This is a genomic window from Sphingobacterium sp. UME9 (assembly GCF_014170215.1).
Taxonomy (GTDB): Bacteria; Bacteroidota; Bacteroidia; order Sphingobacteriales; family Sphingobacteriaceae; genus Sphingobacterium; species Sphingobacterium paramultivorum.
This window is the reverse complement of record NZ_LZZP01000003.1, coordinates 502,274-523,987: the sequence shown is the minus strand read 5'-3', so window position 1 is coordinate 523,987 and position 21,714 is coordinate 502,274. Positions and strand designations below refer to the sequence as shown.

15 protein-coding genes are annotated in these 21,714 nt (G+C 35.3%); 1 reads left to right on the top strand and 14 read right to left on the bottom strand.

Features of this window, described 5'->3' with window-relative positions; all coding sequences use genetic code 11:
- Window positions 1-233 precede the first annotated feature (233 nt).
- The 8 genes from A9970_RS03635 to A9970_RS03600 all read right to left on the bottom strand — a co-directional run bounded on the left by A9970_RS03635 (window position 234) and on the right by A9970_RS03600 (window position 13,388).
- On the bottom strand, window positions 234-1,502 hold the full coding sequence (locus A9970_RS03635) for a DNA cytosine methyltransferase (protein ID WP_182981338.1): 1,269 nt from the start codon (window positions 1,500-1,502) through the stop codon (window positions 234-236).
- A 90-nt stretch (window positions 1,503-1,592) separates the two neighbouring features.
- Window positions 1,593-2,006 carry an EcoRII N-terminal effector-binding domain-containing protein gene (locus A9970_RS03630; protein WP_182981337.1) on the bottom strand — a complete coding sequence of 138 codons (414 nt, stop codon included), beginning with the start codon at window positions 2,004-2,006 and terminating at the stop codon, window positions 1,593-1,595.
- Between the two features lie 69 nt (window positions 2,007-2,075).
- Entirely contained in the window at window positions 2,076-4,127 is a 2,052-nt protein-coding gene (locus tag A9970_RS03625) for a DUF262 domain-containing protein (protein ID WP_182981336.1), read from the bottom strand.
- A complete protein-coding gene (locus A9970_RS03620) occupies window positions 4,128-6,644 on the bottom strand; it encodes an AIPR family protein (protein ID WP_182981335.1) in 2,517 nt (838 codons plus the stop codon).
- 2 nt (window positions 6,645-6,646) lie between these two features.
- Window positions 6,647-7,597 carry a PD-(D/E)XK motif protein gene (locus A9970_RS03615; RefSeq protein WP_182981334.1) on the bottom strand — a complete coding sequence of 317 codons (951 nt, stop codon included), beginning with the start codon at window positions 7,595-7,597 and terminating at the stop codon, window positions 6,647-6,649.
- A complete protein-coding gene (locus A9970_RS03610; RefSeq protein ID WP_182981333.1) occupies window positions 7,594-10,632 on the bottom strand; it encodes a Z1 domain-containing protein in 3,039 nt (1,012 codons plus the stop codon). The genes A9970_RS03615 and A9970_RS03610 overlap by 4 nt, the downstream gene beginning before the upstream one ends.
- A gap of 2 nt (window positions 10,633-10,634) precedes the next feature.
- On the bottom strand, window positions 10,635-12,038 hold the full coding sequence (locus A9970_RS03605) for an ATP-binding protein (RefSeq protein ID WP_182981332.1): 1,404 nt from the start codon (window positions 12,036-12,038) through the stop codon (window positions 10,635-10,637).
- An 18-nt stretch (window positions 12,039-12,056) separates the two neighbouring features.
- Window positions 12,057-13,388, bottom strand: a complete 1,332-nt coding sequence (locus A9970_RS03600) for a DNA cytosine methyltransferase (protein ID WP_182981331.1) — start codon at window positions 13,386-13,388, stop codon at window positions 12,057-12,059.
- A 373-nt stretch (window positions 13,389-13,761) separates the two neighbouring features.
- On the opposite strand from A9970_RS03600, the gene A9970_RS03595 reads away from it, so the two are divergent.
- Window positions 13,762-14,247, top strand: a complete 486-nt coding sequence (locus A9970_RS03595; protein ID WP_259655323.1) for a very short patch repair endonuclease — start codon at window positions 13,762-13,764, stop codon at window positions 14,245-14,247.
- 768 nt (window positions 14,248-15,015) lie between these two features.
- On the opposite strand, the gene A9970_RS03590 is transcribed toward A9970_RS03595, so the two are convergent.
- The 6 genes from A9970_RS03590 to A9970_RS03565 all read right to left on the bottom strand — a co-directional run bounded on the left by A9970_RS03590 (window position 15,016) and on the right by A9970_RS03565 (window position 21,461).
- Entirely contained in the window at window positions 15,016-15,195 is a 180-nt protein-coding gene (locus A9970_RS03590) for a hypothetical protein (protein ID WP_120336161.1), read from the bottom strand.
- Window positions 15,196-15,744: 549 nt separating this feature from the next.
- Entirely contained in the window at window positions 15,745-15,897 is a 153-nt protein-coding gene (locus A9970_RS03585) for a hypothetical protein (protein ID WP_182982024.1), read from the bottom strand.
- Between the two features lie 188 nt (window positions 15,898-16,085).
- Entirely contained in the window at window positions 16,086-17,084 is a 999-nt protein-coding gene (locus tag A9970_RS03580) for a lipase family protein (protein ID WP_182981330.1), read from the bottom strand.
- Window positions 17,085-17,131: 47 nt separating this feature from the next.
- Window positions 17,132-17,953, bottom strand: a complete 822-nt coding sequence (locus A9970_RS03575) for a hypothetical protein (protein ID WP_182981329.1) — start codon at window positions 17,951-17,953, stop codon at window positions 17,132-17,134.
- 486 nt (window positions 17,954-18,439) lie between these two features.
- Window positions 18,440-20,359: a right-handed parallel beta-helix repeat-containing protein gene (locus A9970_RS03570; protein ID WP_182981328.1), complete on the bottom strand. Its 1,920-nt coding sequence runs from the start codon at window positions 20,357-20,359 to the stop codon at window positions 18,440-18,442.
- A gap of 712 nt (window positions 20,360-21,071) precedes the next feature.
- Window positions 21,072-21,461, bottom strand: a complete 390-nt coding sequence (locus tag A9970_RS03565) for a hypothetical protein (protein ID WP_182981327.1) — start codon at window positions 21,459-21,461, stop codon at window positions 21,072-21,074.
- Between the last annotated feature and the right edge of the window lie 253 nt (window positions 21,462-21,714).

The following is a 21,714-nucleotide window of genomic DNA, read 5'->3' as shown; positions in this document are numbered from 1 at the left end:
ATCTCGATTCCAATAAATTTCATAACCTTAGGATTGAATAAAAATTACACATCTAATAAACTATCGTCGGGTAAACAGGCTCTTAGCCTAACTAACTATTCAGTTTTTAGATGTAAAAACGCATGGGAGCAGAACGCGTCAGACGGTATTTTATATCAATAATTCATCGGCTTTATTCCATGCGTTTTCTTATTTATTCAAATCTACGACAGTTCAATTTACAGTCTCAATAGTTAGTAAAGATGCTGTAAAAGAGCTTTTGCAATTAATTCCCCCATCAATGGAGGCACAGCATTTCCAATCTGTTTAAAAGCAGCAGTCCGATTTGCACCTTCCTTGACCCCTTCAAAATAAAAGTCATCAGGAAAAGACTGAAGACGAGCAGCCTCACGAACCGAAATAGAGCGGTTTTGATCAATATCAGGATGGATATAATAGTGTCCATCCTTTGCTATATGAGCTACGATGGTTTGTGCCGCATTCAGATCATCAGCAACGACTTTGAAACGATCTGTAAAAGAAGTTCGGTTACTATGAGTTTTCAAATGTTCTGCCAGATCGTTGTAATTTAAACGCTCTCGATCCATAAGCCATTTTTGAACAGCAATACGATAGATTTCCTTATCCTGCTCGTTATGTGGTCTAGCAATATGTTGTGTCAAAACATCAATACCATTACGGATATGGCTGTCTTTTAAATATTGATAATCATTCGAATCATAAGTAGTATATTTGTCAACTCCCTCACCAGCATTTAAAAAAGGAAGATCAGAAAAGATATCTGATACCACCCCATGAATACCGGACTGATAATTGTCTAGATCAGGTAAATTAGGGACAAAATCCTCTCTCCATCCGATGATAATCAGTCGACGACGTTGTTGAAGCACTCCAAAGTTTTCAGCTTTAACAGTAAAAATATGTATACTATATCCCTTTTTGTTGAAGAGACGCTCCATATTAGCTAGGTACGCGCCCTTCCCTGCCGATTTCAACCCTAAAACATTCTCGAAAACAAACATCTTAGGCTTATACCGTTCTAGGTAGTTTGCATATTGCACATACAAAAAATTACGTGGATCTTTTCGCATACCATGTTCAGAACGAGCTCTACCGACTAAAGAATAAGCCTGGCATGGTGGCCCTCCAATAATGAGATCAACTTCTTTATCCTGTGGTAGGTTACGCTCAATTCTATCGAAAATTACAGGATTGTTCTCTTCACCTATCCCCAAATGTATAACACTTTCTAGTATTTCATTTGGAATATCCGTATGATGATATAGAGTAGAGCGATCAATTTCTCCCTTTAAATACTTAATATAAGTATCAAGCTTACCATTGTCTTTTAAATAATGGTAAGCAGCACGTGTCTTCAAACTATAACATGCAGCTTTATCAATCTCGACGTGGGCAATAGGATTAAATCCTGCCCGAACAAAGCCCTCAGACAAACCACCTGCTCCCGCAAAAAGATCAATAAAATTTAATGTTTTAGCCAAAATATGCTTGTAATTTGCAACAAAAATATAAACAAATTGTTTGAATAACAAAAGTATCTGTATGTCACTGACTGTGAAATCATCTAAAAACTATGCGGTATGAATATCGCGCATTTTTGTCAAAAATACGGCTGCCTGAGAATTATCAAAGATAAAGCCTATGAACTCATTCTCTACTTTTACAAGAAGAAAAAAATCATTACTCCTAAGCTTTCTGTTTAAACAGGTTATCCTAAACTCGTCCTTTCTTCTCCCCTTACCATAGTATATGAATTTACAATGATTCTCAAAATTTGTATCAAACCACCTAATAAGAATATCACTGTGTACATTTTCGCCCTTTTTAAATGATTCTGTGAAAAGAAGCCTACCATCAGCTTTATTAATATATATACCGCTTTGATGGGAACCATTTTCGCCCGTATCGTTCGGCGTCAAATATTTACAGATATACTCTGGATTTTCTTTTATGCATTCTAATGCTTTAAAAACAATATCTCTCATATTTATATTTTTTTATAAAACCTGCACTTTCGCTTCTGTCTTAGATAATCTATGCTATTTTAAAGTCATTTATAATTCATCAGGTTCAACTAATAATTCTCCAATTTTTAAACTATTCCAATATTCTTCATAGATATTTATCATACGTGTAGTTACAGCCCTAAAATAATCGTAGGCCTCGTCATGAAATATCCTTTCCTTGATTTTCCGCCAATTCTCCCAATCAGCGTTTTTAATAAAAGATCTACTTCTCTCAGTCTCTTCAACCAAATCTCCCGGTGCCTGGTAATTTCCTCTGCTCCTGTTTTCTTCAAGAGATATCGCCCTTAAATTTCCATTTGTATTATTCCAAAGCCTAATGCTACGGTTACAATTTTCCTTTCTATACACCCATTCAGTGGGATAAATGTGATCCCAATCCCAAGGTACATTAGTATCTTCAAAGTCTTCTATTTGATTATACTCAGGAAAAGTCTCATTGACATAATGGCGTTGCGCTAATAAGATAAGGTGTTTATTATACTGGATCCGCTTGATAAATTTCCAGAAATACTCATTAACCTGCTCTTGACTATGATCTGTTTGCTTAATAGATGTCATATACTGATCTATTTTCTCTCCAGTGTGACCGGGTAAAAGCCCCCATGGATCTACATCGCTATGAATAAAAATGTCTTCTACTTTTGGATCGCTATAATAATCCCTCAGTAAATTTGGATGGATAAGCATATGAATACCAGAATGCCCATCCCACCAAATTAAATCATTAATAGGGAGACTCCAAAATGATTTATCTTCAATATATTCATTCCATAAGCGTGGGATATTATCAAATTCAAACCAAGCAAATGTATAAAGTTTCCCCATCATTCTTAACCTCATAAAATCATCAGATTCAGTTTTATGAATATATAACCAATATACCAAAAACAAGAACAGATCCTCGTGTTTGCTGATTAAGTTTTTGACAGTTATAGCTGGTATCCCTCCGTCAAAATGAACGTTATTAATACCACTGAGAATATCAATTGCTCTAGCAAAAAGATCCTTAAGAGTTTTATTTGCAATAAGATTATGGAGATTTGACTTAAAATCATCGTCTTTAATACGCCTTTGAAAATCCTTAACATTCATCCTCTTAACATATTTCCAACTATCTAGATCTGAAGCAACTATACGGGATGCCATTGACAGGACCTGAGTCGGTGCAATAAAACTAAATCCTATTTCATCAATCAAATCTTTGGCTTCAGGAAATATCGATTTGTAAATTGAATAAATTAAATCATCGCCGTTCAATGGGGTTCCGGCTGAATTAATGCGGACGAACAAAGTAGGGTGCTCTTCTTGCTGCTCTTCATGTAGAACATGGTCATCAATAACAACAGTATTAACTGTTGTTTTATTCAACTGCTTAACTGTCTCAAAAATTTCTTTCAAATCATTTTCCAGGTCTGTACGCAACAAATTTAGATATTCATCTTTTGTTGTAAAACCGCCATGCTTTGTCGAGAAAAAAAATGGGAGATTTTTCTCGACGGCTGCGACCACTTCATCCGTGTTTTTTGACTCTAAAAGAAATGAAAGCGGTATAGGAAATGACGAATCATAAGGAAAAACCGAGGTATTTTTAAACGCGGTATAAAGTCCGGCATTTGAAGGATCCTTACGAAATAACTCTAAAGCTTTACGTCTATCGGAAACAGTTAGCTTGTTTTCGTTATGTACTGACTGATATCCCCACGGATGAGATTGGGTAGTCAATCTGATAGAATATTTGCTTGAAATAGGCTTGTCAGCTGGTCTAATATCAATCCATACAACCGGAACTTCACCTTTTATCGACCACAGTTTTGCATTATCATTTTGATTATATGGATTGCTATAGCCCAAAAAGATGGCCGTACTTCTTTGCTGCCCATCCATCATGTGATATTTATCTCCCGTTTTAGATAATAAAAATGCCCCAATAGGATACCCTCTTAGCAAAGAATCCCATAAGTCTTCAATCTGTTTGGTTCTCCAGACAAACCCGCGTTGTATGAGCGGCAAGTCAACGACTGATTGCGCTGCATTTAATTGCCAATCTGCAATTTCCTTAAGTGTAAATGAATTTTTCATTTATGATTTTCTATAGATAACCAGTAACTGATATAAATCAACCATATTGGGGATAATATTGAATTCCCTTAAGCAACTTAAATATTCAATTTGGTATTTAACCCCAGTCCCGCTCTGTTGAGAGAGTATGGCCGCTTTCGATATGAGTTTACTAAAGTCATTACCATAATAGGCTTCTTCAACTTCCTGGAGAACTTTCCGGAATTCATTAATCTCCGCCGTTTTTTCATCAACCAGATTTAATCTTTCCGGATCTATTGCCCTTACTTTATTTTCCAATTCTTCCAAAAAGACTAAATGACGCTCAGGAAGTGTCATCGTTGTTTTCTTCTCAATTTCATGTTTAAGAATTTTTTCTTTAGCACTTTTGGACTTTTTGCTATCTATTGTTGACTTTATATTTTTATCCAAACGAAATCCCTGAATCAACTGGGATAAAGTATCTAAGTTTATTATATATGAGCCCAGAATCTTGTCCAATCTATCCTTTTCTTCATAGCTCAGATCTTTAAAGAACTGCTGCTTTAAATTTTTATAGTAGGAAAATCCCTTAATATGAAATGGCAAGTTTTCCTCAATCTTAGAAAAGTCAAAAGTTTGTTTGTCTTTGGAGTGATCTGCAACTATAATTTTATCCAACAAGCTATTATTTTCTTTAATAAATTTTTTCACTTCTTCGGAATGAGCAATCTTATTCCATAGTTCCTCTTTCTTTGTATTTTCGGAAATATCTGTACTGGTTTTGTATTTGTCAATCCAATCATACATACTTTTCATCAATTTTGAGAAAATCTGCTCCATATTACTGGATATATGTCCTTCTTTCCAAATTAACTCGAAATCCATTGTGTATTCTTGTTCGCGATCAGATAAATTACTCGCATAATTGTAAATAACAGAAATTGAATAAGGAATAACCGCCGCCCGTAATTGGCCTATGGCGCTTTTCCCAGAACCATGAAGTTTTTCTAAATCTCGGAATAGTATAACTCTTGATATCAGATTTTCATAAAATACTCTGTTAATCCCCTCTGCTCCTATATTTTTCACACTGTCTATAAAATCAACAAACACCGATTCTCCTCCTTTTTTGATTTTAAACGGTATCTTTCCCCAAGATGCATGGTATTTGGCAAGCTCTGTATTTTGAAACCTTCTACTTTTCGGATAATTTGTATTAAGCTGTGATGGTGTCCAGTTATTTTTTCGTTTCACTGCGCCTAGTTCACCCCTAGATTTTTCATAAAACCATTTTTGACCTGTAGGTGTGGATATCGTGTTTGAAAGCATCTTAATCTTCTGCAGTACCGGCTCATTTGAACGTAAATCGACTTTGTTTACTTTGTTTTGGGCATTGGAATAGTTACTGATATCAGCGACAAAATCGTCAAATTCCTTGTTATGAGACTCAATCATATTTATTTTAGCCATAACTTTAATCTTTGAAACATCATGTTTCTGCATGGCAGTAAAATAGATACTGGCTGTTGTCTGCCCTCCATTAACGATCTGAAAATCATCAAAACCTACAATTTTTGGCTTACCTTCAATTTCCTTAATTTCTACCTTGTTGCAAGTAATAGTAAGTCCATTATTAAATGCTACAAACTTATGAGGTTCGTCAATAATGGTCTTTTTCATTCCTGAGTTGACATTATCTTTGGCATTTTTAAAGTCAAGAAACGCTCTGATATTTCGTTCCAATAGTCTTGAACTATAATCGCTATATATTTTAAGTAAAAATGATCCGGGGAGCGCTGTCAGATAACTTTTGAAATCAGTTTCGTTGGCGACCTCAATAAAATCAATGGCCTCATTATCTGCTAGCTCTATCTTAATTGGTTCGCGGCCGTTAATAGAAGTATGTATACGATACAAGAAATTCAGGTCAACAAGACTGTATTTGATCTGTATACTTTTTTGGATCTTTTCATCGGCAAGATTAATCTGAAATTTAATAGGATCTGGAGGCGAAATCGTCATGTCCTCCCGTAAGTTGACACGGCCCTGAGCATCCTTCCGGACTGTTAGATCCAGTGTAATCAAAAATACCTCAACAGTATCTATATCACGGACATAATCTGCAATGCCCATGTTTGTAATAAATGATTTGGTCAGTTCATTCGAAACACTTTCAATTAATGGATTATCACCATTGAAGAAATGTCGAAGAAAAACTTTCTTAATGAAATTAGTCGACATTTTTAGGAGAGATGCGTAATCCTCTGATTTAGAAACTGTATTGATCTCATCATTTTCAAATGAATGCTGGTCAATCAGGAAAATCTGAAGTCTTTCCTTTGTGGTATTGAACATATATCCATTCATCTTACAGAGACTACGATCTATAATCTGCTCAAATTTCCCGATACTGACATCTTCATGGTCGATCCTTTTTGAATCAACTAAATATTCATTGATAATATGTTCTAGCAATGCTTCCTCTGTAATTCTACTCTGGGACATTACATCCAACATAATAGACCTTTTTAATTCTTGATGTGCTTCAAATTGCATAATTATATCTTAAAATCTTCGATCAGATTAAGATCGATATCATATTTTACCTTCTTTATTGCCAATGGCATATTGGCAGCGACCAGTCTTGGGAAATCACCATGAGATGCATCATATTCCTGATGACCAATAATATTAAACTTCAATTCGCCAATTGATTCAAATTGTGGCTGATCATAATAATTAATATTCAGTTGGAGCAGCTTGTTTAAGAACACCATATGATCTGCCCCCCTGTCTTTGAGTTTAACAACTATAGCTTCAATCATAAGAGCAATATCAAGCGGTACATTTTCATCCTCCTCTTCCGATAGTGAAAATGAAACGACGCCCAACCGTAACGATTTATCATATTCAAGCTGAAAAATACTAGAAATCGTCACTATGTTACTTGTAGCCAGTTTACTTTTTATCTCAAGATCAAAATCGGCAAATATAAAATCATGTGTTCTACCTGAAGGGCCCTCCCAACTTTCAAGGACTGTGACTGGATTTGGCCTACAGTCTAAGTAGCGATCCAGATAATATAGCTCACCGGCTAGTCCCAAGAGCTTTTTCAGATTGAGACTTTTTCTTTTTTCCTTATTAAAAAACTGGCTCCATACAATGTATAGTTCCACAATCTTATTGACGACGTCATTGACCGTCGTCAGTTCTGCAATTTGAGATAAGAGTGTATAGATAAACTCATTGAAAACCTTAAGAAAACTATCATCTCTTAAACTTATAATCAAATATTTCCTGTTTCTTTTTTCAACTATGAAAAGAAGATTCTCAAGACTGTAAGGTGGTTCATTTACCTTTACTCCATCTGGAAGATCGATATATAGTGACCGAAAACCATTTTTATCAAATCCTAGGGATACATTTTGGCTTTGTATAAATCCGAGTAGTTTAAATCCAATTGGTTCTTCAAAACTCTCCCAAAAATTTAGAATATCTTCCTTAATCACGCTCTTTCCTCCTGTTCTTCACCATTTTCATCTGCAATATCAGCATCGATATACTCCCGTTGCATCAAGTGGTATACCTGTGGTTCTACCTCCAAATCTGGGATGCCAACAGCGAAGGCTGCAATCGGTGTCGTTGTATCCAGTCCAAGCTTATTTTTACTCTCGTCTGTGGTAAAGACTCCTGCACTATCTATCAAATAAACAAGCACAACGCCCCTATACTTACCATAGGCTTCTCTAAATTTAAATTCGGGAATGGTCGCCTTTGTTTTATTAGCTTCAAAAATTTCATGTTGTTTCTCCGCTGACAAAGCCAAAGACATATCTTTGGGACTAATAACCATTGCATTTTTAATAGAGTAATACCCCTCATCCAATAATTGCTGATACAATTTTGAGTTCTTTTTTTCACTGCCTTTTTCAGGTCCAGAACGAATAATACTCTTAAATTTATAATTGCCGACCTCCACTACTTTTCCCTTTCCTCGCTGTTCTGAACCATTAACAAACACAATATCCCAAGTTTTTAAGAATCCATTCATTTTCCGCTGTTCATCAATAAAATTGAACAAACGTTCTTTATCAAAAGCCTTATTGATAATAAGTGAAGTGTCAATCAATTCCTTAACAATGTCGAAATTTGTTACAGTTAATTTTTTGCTGTTATTTTCGCCCGAACAATCTTGCAGCTGTGAAGAATACTTATCAAAAAAAGCAATATAGTTATCCCAGCTTATCTGATGATTTTCTTTTTCTAGATCATAACGATAGGTCTGCAACAATTTATCTGAAAAAGAATAATAAGCCAATTCTGAATTCCTCAATATATTAGGCCGTGTAATTTTTATAAATTGACCAGACGTTGCACGTATCCGATTTACGATCTTTTTCGGATAAGATGCCGGATCGGCCATATGCTGTTTAATATCGCGCTCCAGATCATCCAATATCAGTACGCACTCTTCAAATTTTTTGTATGAATGGCGATCAGTAAACAATCGACAACAGTCCAAATAACCCGGCCTATAGCCAAACCATCGCCCCATCTGCAGGATAGCATCCGCATAACCGGTCGAACGCGTAAAGTAACTTATACTCAAACCTTCAAGTGTAAATCCACGGGATAATCTATTCCCTCCAATAGCAATATAATTTTTACCGTCATCATTAGTGTAATTTAAATTATCGTCAGGGCAGTTTGTATTAATACTCAATACATCTATGCCATCTCGGGCTATTGAAGGGAGGATGCTGAAAATATCATTAAGTTCGTGCTTCTGTATATAGGGATCATAGTAATGATTTTCCATAACCCCATTTAGGTTGCCAACAATATCGGAATAGTAGAAATTCCATACCCTTTCAAAATCTAAATATATACCTTCTCCTTTATTATGCATTCCCAGATCCTTAAAAACCTGATCCAAGTAACCTTTTTTGTTATCATTTGAGATCAACGACTTCACTTTAATCTGCCAGTCCGAAAATCGGCTTATATGGATCAGCATGGTATTATGCGGTTGCATCTTATGAAGCTCTGGATAAATACCGGCCCTTATCTTTCGAATCGCAATCGTGAGAATAAAGCAAAGTATAGCATCCTTTAAGGAATGTGGAATTGAATTTATATTCTTATGGTCTGAAACTCTTGGTGATCTTGTATCCTTGCGATACGCACCGAAATCTCCATAAAGTTCTTTTAAATCTGTGGCTCTGTCAAATTCTTCTTTATCAACAAATAGCTTTACAGGTATATTTTGATCAAACCGCTCCGGAAAATGGTCTTCTGTATCGAATATTTCATTTATCAAGAACTCAAAATTATTTTGAATTGTAGGATCAAAGTCGAAAAAATATCGCGGACCGATATAGTTTGCCGGTGGGTCAAGCAGACGCACGAACTTTTCTGGAAAGAGGTTTGTGCTTAAAGGTATTTCATAGATTTCTCCGCGGTTGGCATATTTCCAGGTTCCTTCCAAATTTGCATCCTGGAGAATATTGGCAAATGGCGTTGCAGTATAGGCAACATACGTCTTTCTCTTGAACAATTCCAATATACCGCGAATAAGACCATTTATTGCTGTAGCATCAGAATCTAACCTGCGGTGACCTACACCATTCAATGTAGCATTATCCGCCTCATCATCCACAACAATTAAATTAAATGCTTTTACATCGATAGCTCCCTCGGAAATTTTATCTCTCAAAAACCTGTATATGTTTAGTAGTGTAGAGTTATTTTTCTTTGTAACTATTAAAGATAATTGATTACCAATATTAACCCCCCCATCAATTGTTGCAATATTAAAATCCTCATTTAAGGAAGTCAGTGTTTTAATACTCCTTACTCCAATACTATCATCACCTAATATAATATTAACGCCCTTATTATGTTCGCAAATACCAAGGTCCGTATTTAACCTAGCCTGTGTCTGAGTCCTTAGGTCTTCGGTGATTCCAGTCAGTACAATGACCATATTTATACCAATGTCATATGCAGCATTTATTACTGCATTAAAATTGGTGGTCTTTCCAGACTGAACGCTACCAACGACCATTCCTTTATAAAACTGATCAGATGGACTATTAGGATCGTGACATCTAGCAATTACATCAAGAGAAGAGCGGGCAATATTATCTACCGTCTCTAAGGAGAATTTTTTTTCCGATCTAAGATAATAGAGGAACCTCCCCCATCGCGTCATTGGTGCTGCATTTATAAATGCTCTATCCGTATTAAATTTTTCCGCAATAGAAGCTGACTTTAACCAAGTTCCATCCAAAGGATCAGGAATTTTCACGTCCTCATGGTCCTCATAATCATCCAACATAAAAACATATTTCCCTCTTATTATCCGCTGGAAATCAGCGAAAAATTCTTCATAACTCTGTGTCAGCTGTAAAATAGATTTAATACCTTCATACTGTATTTCGAATTCATTTTTTAACTGTTCTAAATTTCTTAAATACAATCTATTGCCCTGTTCAGTCTTTAACTGAACTATTCTCTTCTCGATAATTTTAGTAAAGTCCATAGCTAGTTTAGTAATTGCATAATGTCGTAATCTGATAGGCCTAACTTTTTGAAGTTTTCAATATCCTCTTTGCTTATTTTTTGTGTATTATTCTCCTGGATTTCCTCTATATGGCCATTGTCAATATTCACGTACTTGTTTAAATTTTTGATAATATTGTTGGTATATGTTTTTAACAGCTTTCGTAAAGTATGAGAGTGGACAGCCTCCGAAAGAATTTTATAGGCGTCGTTTTCTTCATTAAGCGTAAAAATCACACCTTTTTCATTGATGTCTTTATTCATAATATTCCTATACAAATCAAGATGGGCGACTTTTTTAGAAGTAGGTTGTTTCTGAAAGTATACGATTTTTGTTTGTTCAGCCAGATCACTGATAATCTCCCGGATCTGTTGACAATATATCTTTGGAATCTGCATGGTTGATTTGGCGACATTTATCTGAAATAAATCATCGTGGGTATTTTTTATATTAATCATAAGGCGCCCTAGTTTTAGATACTGTTGTCTACGATGCATCTTTGCCCAACCTCCATAATAGATCAGTCTATCACCACGGTATAGATAAATTCCTTCCATATCCGACAAGTTTCTTCCAGGCATCGTCCATTTTGACATGTCAGATTCTGACCGTAATTTTAAAACATTATAGGGTAAAATATATCCCTGTACGGTAAAACTGTCGTTTGGATAAAAACGATTAAACTGGAGCCTTGGCATTTCATCCGGAAACGGGTTAAATCCTTTTAATTCAAAATTACCGAGAAATATTCTGATTGTTCCTTTATCTAAAAAGCGATGAAAGACAAGAGACAAGTGGTCCTTCACGGTAAAAATCAAAGAATGCTGAAATTCCTCTAAGCTGGTTTCTTTGAATAATTCTTCCCAAATAATAAGCGTACTTATTTTACTATCAGTATTTGAACCAATATTTGATCTAGTTTTTTTATGTTCGTAAGTGGTTAGATAGAAATTAATTTCTTCCGTATTTAACCGTTTGATATTCCAATCGTCTTCAAGGTTTTTCAAATCCCAGCAATAACCATAATATTGGCTTTGGTTTTGAGTTTTTGATATAACGGTAATCTTTCTTGCCTGAGAAAATGAAGCGGTTTTTAGCCCTAACCCGAAACGACCAAGATCATTCTGCGATCTTTGGTTTTCCATAGACTGGCTTGGCATACGAAGTGCTTCAAGAAGAATTTCATTAGACATTCCAGATCCATTGTCCGCAATAAACAAACATTGATTATTTTCGATTTCATCTGAAAATATGTTGATCTCGGAAGCATCGGCCGTAATTGAATTGTCAATTAGATCTGCCAATGCAGTCTCCAATTGATATCCTTGTTCGGCTATAGATTTAATAAAATAAATAGGCTTTGGGCGTAAAATTATTAATGACATAGTTTAGTAAGGGCTAGGTTAATTATTTATTTCGGCAAATCGGGTAACGTCCATCTGCTTTAAAAGGGCTATCAATACATCTACCACAATACTGTTTCCAGCTTGACGGTACAACTGGGTATCACTAACAACCTGTTTAAAGTCTTCATTAAAACCCATTAAGCGAAAACATTCGGTTGGTGTAAGCTTTCTAATTCTGCCAAAATGAGTAACATAATTATCTATCCCCGAACGGTGCATCTTGTGCATAGTTTGTAAAAGGGGCCTTGCAACTTTGAGATCTGTAGCGGTTTGTGTTTTGAAGTTTTTTGTACCTGAAGAAAGCACATATCGTTCGACTTTGTCCGACAGGTAGTATTTCTCTTCGACCTCATTGACATTGAATATGAACTCATCAAATTTTTTTCTTGCTATTGACAGCTCCACATCGGCACCTTCGAATACGAAGTCGCCATGCCAGTTGAACTGTTGATTCGCTTTCTGGCAAAGCATCACATCGCCATTAATCTGTGTGTAACGTTTCGACTTATTCTTTGAGCTCGTAACAAATTTTACTCCTTTTTCTTTTAGATAATATTTGGAATCAATAAAATCCTCCAAAAAATCCTGCATTGTTCTTTCAAGTCTTATAGGACGGGGAAAGCTAAAATCAACTGTTTTATCTCGAAATCCAACAACAAAAACACGCTCTCTATTTTGGGGTATTCCAAAATCCCTGCTGTTCAAAATCCCTGAAAACAACTTATATCCCAAGTCCTTAAAAACCTGATTAACAACTTGCCATGTCCGTCCATGATCATGATTCAAAAGTCCTTTTACATTTTCATATATGAATACTTTGGGCTGACACTCTTTAACCACTCGTGCATACTCATAAAATAACGTACCCCTAGTGTCTTCAAGCCCTAATCTTTTTCCAACGGCAGAAAAAGCTTGACACGGGCTACCTCCAACAAGTAGATCAATTTTATTCTGATATTTTGATGCATTGAATTTCGTAATGTCATTATGCCATGCACTATCTGAAATTTCGTAATTAGCATAGTAACTCTTTTTAACATGAGGATCAATATCGCCCGCAAAAACAATATCATGCGTAAGATTTAACCGCTTCAAAGCACATTCAATAGCTCCGATTCCACTAAATAGTGTACCGAGTCTTATGTTGGCTTTCGGACTAGAAAATTCTGCAAGTCTCCAGTCTAAATCATTACTAAATAAATCTCTATTAAATGTTGACAAAAGATTTTCTTTAGACTTCGAATAATTGAACTTATCCGGTTCTCTATCCGTCAATTTTGAGTTATGAATAACTAGCTCCCGTTGACCGTTCTCAAAAAAACTTTTCATTAATTAAATATAGCTAAGGTTATAAAAATGGCCCTTCACACCAAACATAATAACATTATTGTTTAATTCAAAATTTAAAAAATATTCACACAAACTACTGAAGTCTTAAAATTTCATCAAGTTGACTTATGTTAGACTGATATATAGACTTTTAAAACTTGCATTACGAAATAAGAAATTTATCGGCAAAATTCATTACGGGAACCCGTAATATAAGATAATAATATAAAACGTTGGATTAAGCCTTTTAAGTGTTACGTATTAATATTTGTAAGAGGTATACTAACAAACATCATTTTCTAGAATTTGAGTGTAATTAGAATTATACAGATAAGAAATCTTTATTCTATTCCTACATTATCCCTAACTTTGAATGATGGCAAATTACGATGAAGAAAACGAAAGAATTCATGTTCCTCGCTTTGAGGAAGCTTCGGGGTTCTACACCACCCCGAAGCGAAGTTACAATATGTCAAAAATCAGGAATCGTAACTCCAAACCCGAGCTCGTTCTTAGAAAAGCTTTATGGTCAAAAAATATCCGTTTCCGTCTTCATGATAAGTCCCTTCCAGGAACTCCGGATATTGTGATCAAAAAATATAAACTTGCGATATTCGTTGATGGTGAATTTTGGCATGGATTCGACTGGAAAAACAATAAAGAGCGCATAAAATCCAACCGCCTTTTCTGGATTCCCAAGATCGAGCGCAACATGCAGAAAGATATTCGCGTCAATAAAGCCCTGCGGGACATGGATCACGTCGTATTCAGATTCTGGACGCAAGACATCCTAAAAAACCTTCCAACAGTTATAAATCAAATAGAGCTATTCTTAGAAACAAGGAAACTCTGGAAATAATTAAGTGTACTCTAAATACATTCTTACTATACGCTTTTAAAGACCAGTACAGACGAATAGAGTCTTATACTATAATTAACCTTATTATAGTATAAGCAAACGCCAGCATCAATAAAATTGTACTTAAAATAGCTCTTCTCTTCATTCCCATGATAGCTACATCACTATAAAACTAAGAGTGTAGGATTTGAAATTATTAGTTTTTAGATTTCAAAAAACTGAAAAGATCGTCAGGAGTATCAAACTCATAAAAAGACTCTCCAGTAGAATAATCACAAAGATTTCCAGATCCATCCGATTCGAGAACTAAAGTTACTGACATATTCTTTCGAATCTCATATTGTTGCAGTGCTTTAACAAAAAAATTAATTGATAAACTCATGATTTTATAGATTTATATTGATTAATAAAATTTTAATAGTCTTACGAAGCCCTTTTGTACAAAATTGCATTAACATTAATACCTGTTTTAAATACGCATAAACACTTAAATATAGTCATTTTTGACTATATTTCCAAATAATTATACTTTTTTTTACATAATATTTTCAGAAATTAAAGATGTAGACGCGCTATAATTCGTTAGAAAATGAAACGGTAAACAGCCAGCAACCGAAGGGCGGTAGCATCTGCCCAAAGGGAGATAGGCCACAAAAGAGCGGGAGGAAAAAAGAGATAAGGACAGTTTTATATTCGTTGATTTGGAATTGCAAAGAAATTAATCAATGTTAGAAATAGCGTATGGTCTACATGAATAAATCCACTTAATCATTCAACTTTGACCAAAGAGATTTTCATGTTCAATTTTGCTAGAATCTCCTCAATCTCTGAAACCTTTTTTAACAGTGCTTGCTTGTCCCTAGTCGAAGTATCCTGTCGTTTTTCTCTCAACTTGGAAAGTTCAGCTGGGCTTATAGTTTCAAAGAGTTTATATAATTCTGTATTCATATAGCTAATAATGATTTTATAAAAAACTTTTTACCAATGATTTCAAAAGCTTTAATATTTGGATTATAGAGCCTTTCAATAGCCTAAATAATATAAAAATACAATTTAAGAAACCAATTTTCTCTAGAGTAGTTTACCTATTCAGTCGAAGATACGGATAAATCCACTTAAGCTATATTGTTCCTTAGAATTATGTTTTACGTATTGGTAGGATAGGTTAAAAAGCGTTTTTTATCCGGAGAAACCTTAGCTGATTTAATAGGCAATGAAAATATATTCCTAAAATAGAAAGCATAATAAAAAAGCCCCCCTTGTTAACCGTCAAGGGAGGCAATGTTAGCTAGATGTCCGCTTTGGCTAAATGTTAACCGGCTTTGGGCTTCGATCTAAATCAAAGGTCGTAAGATTAGTTGGAATTACAGTTGTTCATTTCTTCTAAAATGTTGCTCAAAAGTTTAATGCTATTCATAATTATCATTCCGGAACAGCATTTGTGGCATTCACACTAAATGACTGTCATGAAAAATTTAAATGAAAAGTTTACACACTTCAGGTATAAGGAACATCCTGGAGATTTATTCCGTGGTACAGTGATTGTACCACTACCCGATCCTTATAAAGACCAGGAGAATTTTTGGATTTGGTTTCAGCCTGTTTGATCGCAAAGGCGATCTGTTGTTCCGTAAACTTTGATTTTTTCATCGCTTTTCCTCCCCTTTAAAATTTAGTAATTCAAATTTGAATGCTCTACTTTTAAATGCTCCAGTTTTTTGGGATAGGTCACATTGCGTCAAGTATTGATTCATTGCTCCACATCATGCACTGACGGTTCGCGTATTTCGCAGCCATCTCAGATCTTCGCCATTCATTTCCTACTATGCAATTATATTTTAATTTTCAATTTTGCAGGGGTCTTTTTCTATTATTTCATCACCCATGCATGAAAAGTCGGAGGAACGAGATTTGATTTCCTGCAGCTTATTGTCATCGCGTCTTATAGCTGCTAAATGGTTCGTCAGTTTATGGTATTTAAGGGCCTTTGTATATTCGGCAATTGAAAATTTCACATAGGCTTCTTTTTCAAAATGAATTTCTCCGTCGTCGCATATTCTGAGGAATTGCCCAAAGTGTGCGACTCCGTTACGTCCCGCACGAGGTACATAATCTTTATAGTTTACAATATCATAAACAATAGAGCCAAAGTTAAACTTCATCTGCTCCCGTAGGGAACAGGAAACAGCGAGTGGTGGAGCAAAGTGATAGGCTCCTTTGAAATTGTATCCCTCAAACCTCAAACACTCCATAAAGAGCTGAGACAGGGCTGCTCCAAGTGAGTGACCGGTAGTATAAATAGGGAATTGCGATCGTTTAAGTTCTGGATGCATCTTCTGGCTCAATAAATCTATTTCACTAAATAAATCCTCTTCCTGAATCAAATTTATTAATGACCTTCTAAACCCGCCATGTCCCGCTGGCATTCCAGAGAGCGCATTACCAAACGAGGGGTTATTTTCATAATTCCAAAATGAAGCGTCTGTAATCCAATCGGCCACTATGTTTGGCTCTGTCCCTCGAAAGGCGATAATCATAAAATTTTTAGTACAAAACAACAACGCTTGGGCATCCGATTTCTTGTTATTCAAAAATTTATAGGATATTTTCCAGTCGGGATATCGTTTTCGTAGGATCTGCATATAATTATCGATCAACAAGGAATCTTCATAAACCAAATCAGAAAGCTGGCCCATAAATAGCGCTGTGTTCGGGTCATAGACCCGAAAATTCATGTTTAATCTATTTGGGTCAAGCTCACTGTCCATATATTTATTTTGGCCGAAGGAGCCGTAATGGACAATGCATAAAAACAGAATTACAAGTGTTCTTTTCATGGCAAAAAAAATGATTACATAGTCATTATTGATTTTATATTTGCTTATTAATTATCACCCTGTCCAGCCTCTTCCTGCTTTTCCTTTTGGAACAATGCAAAACCTATACCTACTGCCAACCAGGGTTTGCTTTGATAAACCCATTTCTTACTTAATGCCCCACCAGTAAAATCCATTCCGGTATAGATTCCAACCTGCATTCTTTCATATCCATAAACCACACCTAAGGAGGGGGTAAATGCAGCAGCAGTTATTGATTCCCTTTGTTTACCTTCAGTAGAAGCGCTATCTACTTGTACGGACGATATACCGACACCAAACAATAAATTAAGGTTTTGAGATTTCCTGCCTTTAAACGCCCATTGTATCCCTGCATTGGTACCTATATTGAAATTGCTGGAGAATTGAAATTCTCTGCCGTCACTATTTCCAAATCTCAATTTTACTGGTAAAGTAGTAATCCCCCATACGAAACTTGTTGACCTACCATTATAGCTTTCTGTCTTTCCATTAAGTACTGTTGTTTGTACTACAAAATGCTTATCGTTTGCTGATTTGTCAATATAGAGTAATTGAGATCCTTTTTTTGCAAAATCCTTTTCAGGTTGAGATTGCGCATTGGTGTCTTTAAAATGCCAAAATTTTATAATAATTTCAGAATTTTTTATTCCAATAATTGTAAATTTTGCACCGGCCTTAGCGATGTACCGAAAGGGTAATGTATCTTCTTTAATATAATCAAATTGTTGGACGACCATATCTACTTTGGTCCGATAAAAATTCCCGATTAAGATTCCAGAAGAGTTTTGTTCTTGTGCTGATGCTATTAAAGTATAGCAGAGAAGTAGCACTGTGATTGCGTATTTCATATGATTTATAATTAGGTTTCTAAACTTGAAATACTAATAACACATACACTTTTACAAGTTATTAAGGGTAAGTTTTACCTCTGGCTTATAAATTCAATATACACTTGTCAGGTTAATTAGCTGATATAAAAATAGAATAAAATTTATAAATTCAAATTATTTATAAATTTTATTCTATTGAGAAAATATTTAGAATTTGAATTTATACTTATTCAAAAAAAATAGCCCACCTCTTTTTAAGAGAGGTAGGCCCTTTTGTGGCATTCGCGCCAAACGACTGTGATGAAAAATTTGAGAGAACAAGACCAAGAGAATTTTTGGATTTGGTTTCATCCCTGTTATCAAACAAGTCAGGATTTAGCTGATTTAAATATTCCTTACAAGCAGGTAAAGAATGGATGGTTTGACTACGATGTAATGGAAATTTTCAATTCAATAAAAAAGCCACCCTTATTAATCTTTAAGGGAGGGGATTGAATTATATCGTTAACTTGATTGTTGGCCACTCGCTCGATCGGATTCTAATTTGGCATTAAGTTGGGTTTTATTTGCATTAACCAACGGAATTAAATCCGAATTAATCCAAGAGACCAAACCAGCCACATCTGTAGCTGTTGTATTTGAGAGATTCGTATTTGAGATATTGGCGACTGCAGATGACTTATTGAAAAAATAGTTATTGACCTCCTCTCTCCACACACCCCTTAGGTATCTGAATTTCAAAAAGATGAACTTAGCATATGGAAGACCAGCTAGTGCTCGCTTCGTATTCTCCGATAAATCATATTCGGCAGAAAAAGCAATATTCATCTGCCCGGTAGGTCTAAAATTTAGCAGGATAAACTCGAGTTCTGCTCCGTTTTTACTATTTGAAGGCGCGGTAATATTTAATACTCCAACAGTATCTACTCTAATAAAAAAGGGATTTCGCTCATTTGAAATATTATTAGGAGTAAATGAGCTGCTATTCACGATCTCATAATCAAAATAGTTGCGATTGCTTAAATTTGGTCTAAAGCTATCTTCAACCAATACATTTCCAGCAACAAATCTACTGGAAAAGGATGTATCAAATAAAGGCACTTTGCTTTTTGGGCTTTTAATTGTACACGCTGGAAGTCCGCCGTAACCGGAGACGGTATTAAAAGCGAAGCCGGTAGTACTTGTGAAATTCGTCTTATCAAAGACAATAGCGTCTCTAGCAACCGTTTGATTGCCAGATAAAGAATTTTGATTGACTTGTTGTGTTTCATCATTGAACGAATAAAGGGAAAATGGCTTACTCGTACCTATCCTGACATTGTAATTGACAATACCTATGTTGTGCTGTGTTCTTGCATTGAAAACATCATCAATCCATACATCAGCTGTACCTGTAAAATCATTAGATTCAAGAATCACATTGACTGGAGGAATGCGCTGTGTTGCCACCAATCCTGGATCACTTCCGATACCGACACCGTTGTTTTGAAAGCGGTTGTGTTGTATTGAAATATTCTCCACCTTATCGAAATCTGTCCGTAGATCATCAGCATCATATCTTACTGCCAGCGCCCGAGTTAGCGGATCTATTGAATTTCCAATTGTATTGTTAAATATCTCAAGATTGCTACTGTTGATGAGGTAAATATCTCGCGTCTGCTGTGATGCCGCTGGAATATCGTTTCCATTTCGTTGGATGAAGCTATTTTTTAACTTCGCATTATTAGCAAGGCCTGAAATTCCAATACTGTTATTATCGGTGATAGTACATAACGACATTTCTACATTATCACAATAATATAGACGTATCCCCACAGAGAACTTCTCTACACTCACATTTGTTATAATCAAATTGGAAGATTCGGAAAATAACAAGCCAGCATAGTTAATGTTGTTGGGCTTCGCAGGATCGAATCCACCATGTAATCGTATACCATCTATTTCAACCTCACTAACTGCTGTACCCACAAAAAGAGCAACCGTCTGACTACCAGTCTTTGTTATCAATGAAGTATCCCCTTGTATTTTTAAAGCTGATTTTAGATTGATTGATCCAAGTACCTTATACGTATTATTATCAATTGAAATGCAATTGATCTGAACGGTGTCAATACACTTTTGGATAAAAGTCGTGTTATCCAAATTCTGCGGTGCCGCTCCAAAATATCTGATATCGGCAGTACCTACGAAACGGTGTATTAGCTTAATTCCTGCAATTTCAATGAGGCTTCCACCATTATCCGAGCCCGGGTCAGGTGTAGTTGGAGCGAGATAATAGATAATCGGAGCCGGTGTGTCACCTTTTTCATAATAGCCTAACAACTCTACCCCGGCATAACAGCCGCTCTGTAATAGCGTAATTTCACAGGCAGATAGACCTCGCATATCTGCCATTGTGTTTTTAATTAAAAATTGATTTGTCATTTTCTTTTGTTTTTATGTGTATGACAAAAGTATGGTTGCTAAGACGGCGATCTGAGGAAAACAAGGTGTATGTAAGCGGTACGCGGTAGATACCGAAAAGTCTGGTGTTGTGTTGAAGTGGAAAACATGTCTTACAAAAAATGGGCTGTATCAAAATAGCTGATACAACCCATTCGTGAATTACTAGTTCATTAGTAATTAATGAGCAATAAATTATCTATTCATCGCTATAATAATTGAAATAACTTATATATTAATGATCCCCCTCCCGCAATTACAAATAAAAACCAATATTTTTTTAATGGGCTATAACCGTCCTGAGAGGAATATTTAAGCATTAAACCTAAGAAAACTAAGCAAATAGCTGCTATATAATTTAACATAATTCAGATTTTGATATTATTTCTAAAAATTTTAAATACCTGCAAAAAATAGTTAAAAATTTCGTCTTTTTCCATATCAATTAATAAGAGAAAATAATTCCAGTGCCTTTAATCGCATTGTCTTTGCCTGTGTACTCTAGATGTCCGCTTTGACTACATATTAACCGGCTTTGGGCTTCGATCTGCTTTAAAACTCGTAAGATTATTTGGAGTTATACTTGTTTATTTTTTTGAAAATGTTGTTCAAATCCCACTTCTATTAACGAAGGAGTAAATCCTTGCATAGGGAATTAAAGTTTGGTATCTATAATATATCAAATTTCCTAGTTCTATCTTTGTGACATACTAAGTCCTGAAACTGGCGTGAAATTCTTTGTAAAACCTCTTATATCAAAAGCTTTCGAAAGCGTGAAATTAAATGATGGAATTGAATGGCGACGATAAAAGGATTCCATTCCAAAACTTATACCTGCAGGCATATAAGTAGCAAAAAGTCTAAGCTGAAGATAAATATCCTTTTCTGATTTAAATTGATAGTTTATCGATCCAGATTTGCTTTGCCTTATTGAAATGAGGTTTGAATAGCTACTTAGACCTGTAGTCAAATGTGCCTTAATGTTAACATCCTTAGCATTTAAAATCCACATAAAGCCTAAATTCACGTTAGAAACAGCTTTTTGATATTCAATAGATGGAGGTAACCTTGTTGATCCATACATGTTGAATTGTTTTATTGTGTCCGGCTGGGAAGTTCGCCAATGTGCCACGGTATCAAGATTGTAAGAGTTTTTAATTTTCACATTTACAATCCAAAATCAATTCCGCCTGTTATAAAGAAATTACTATTATTATTGCTCCCAATTTTATTCATGAAATCCAATTGCAGTGACAAAGGGTCTAAAGTTTCACTTACAGTTTGGTTATAATTTCCTTTTGTAATACTATAGAGCGTGTCTCCTAATTCTGGTCTTG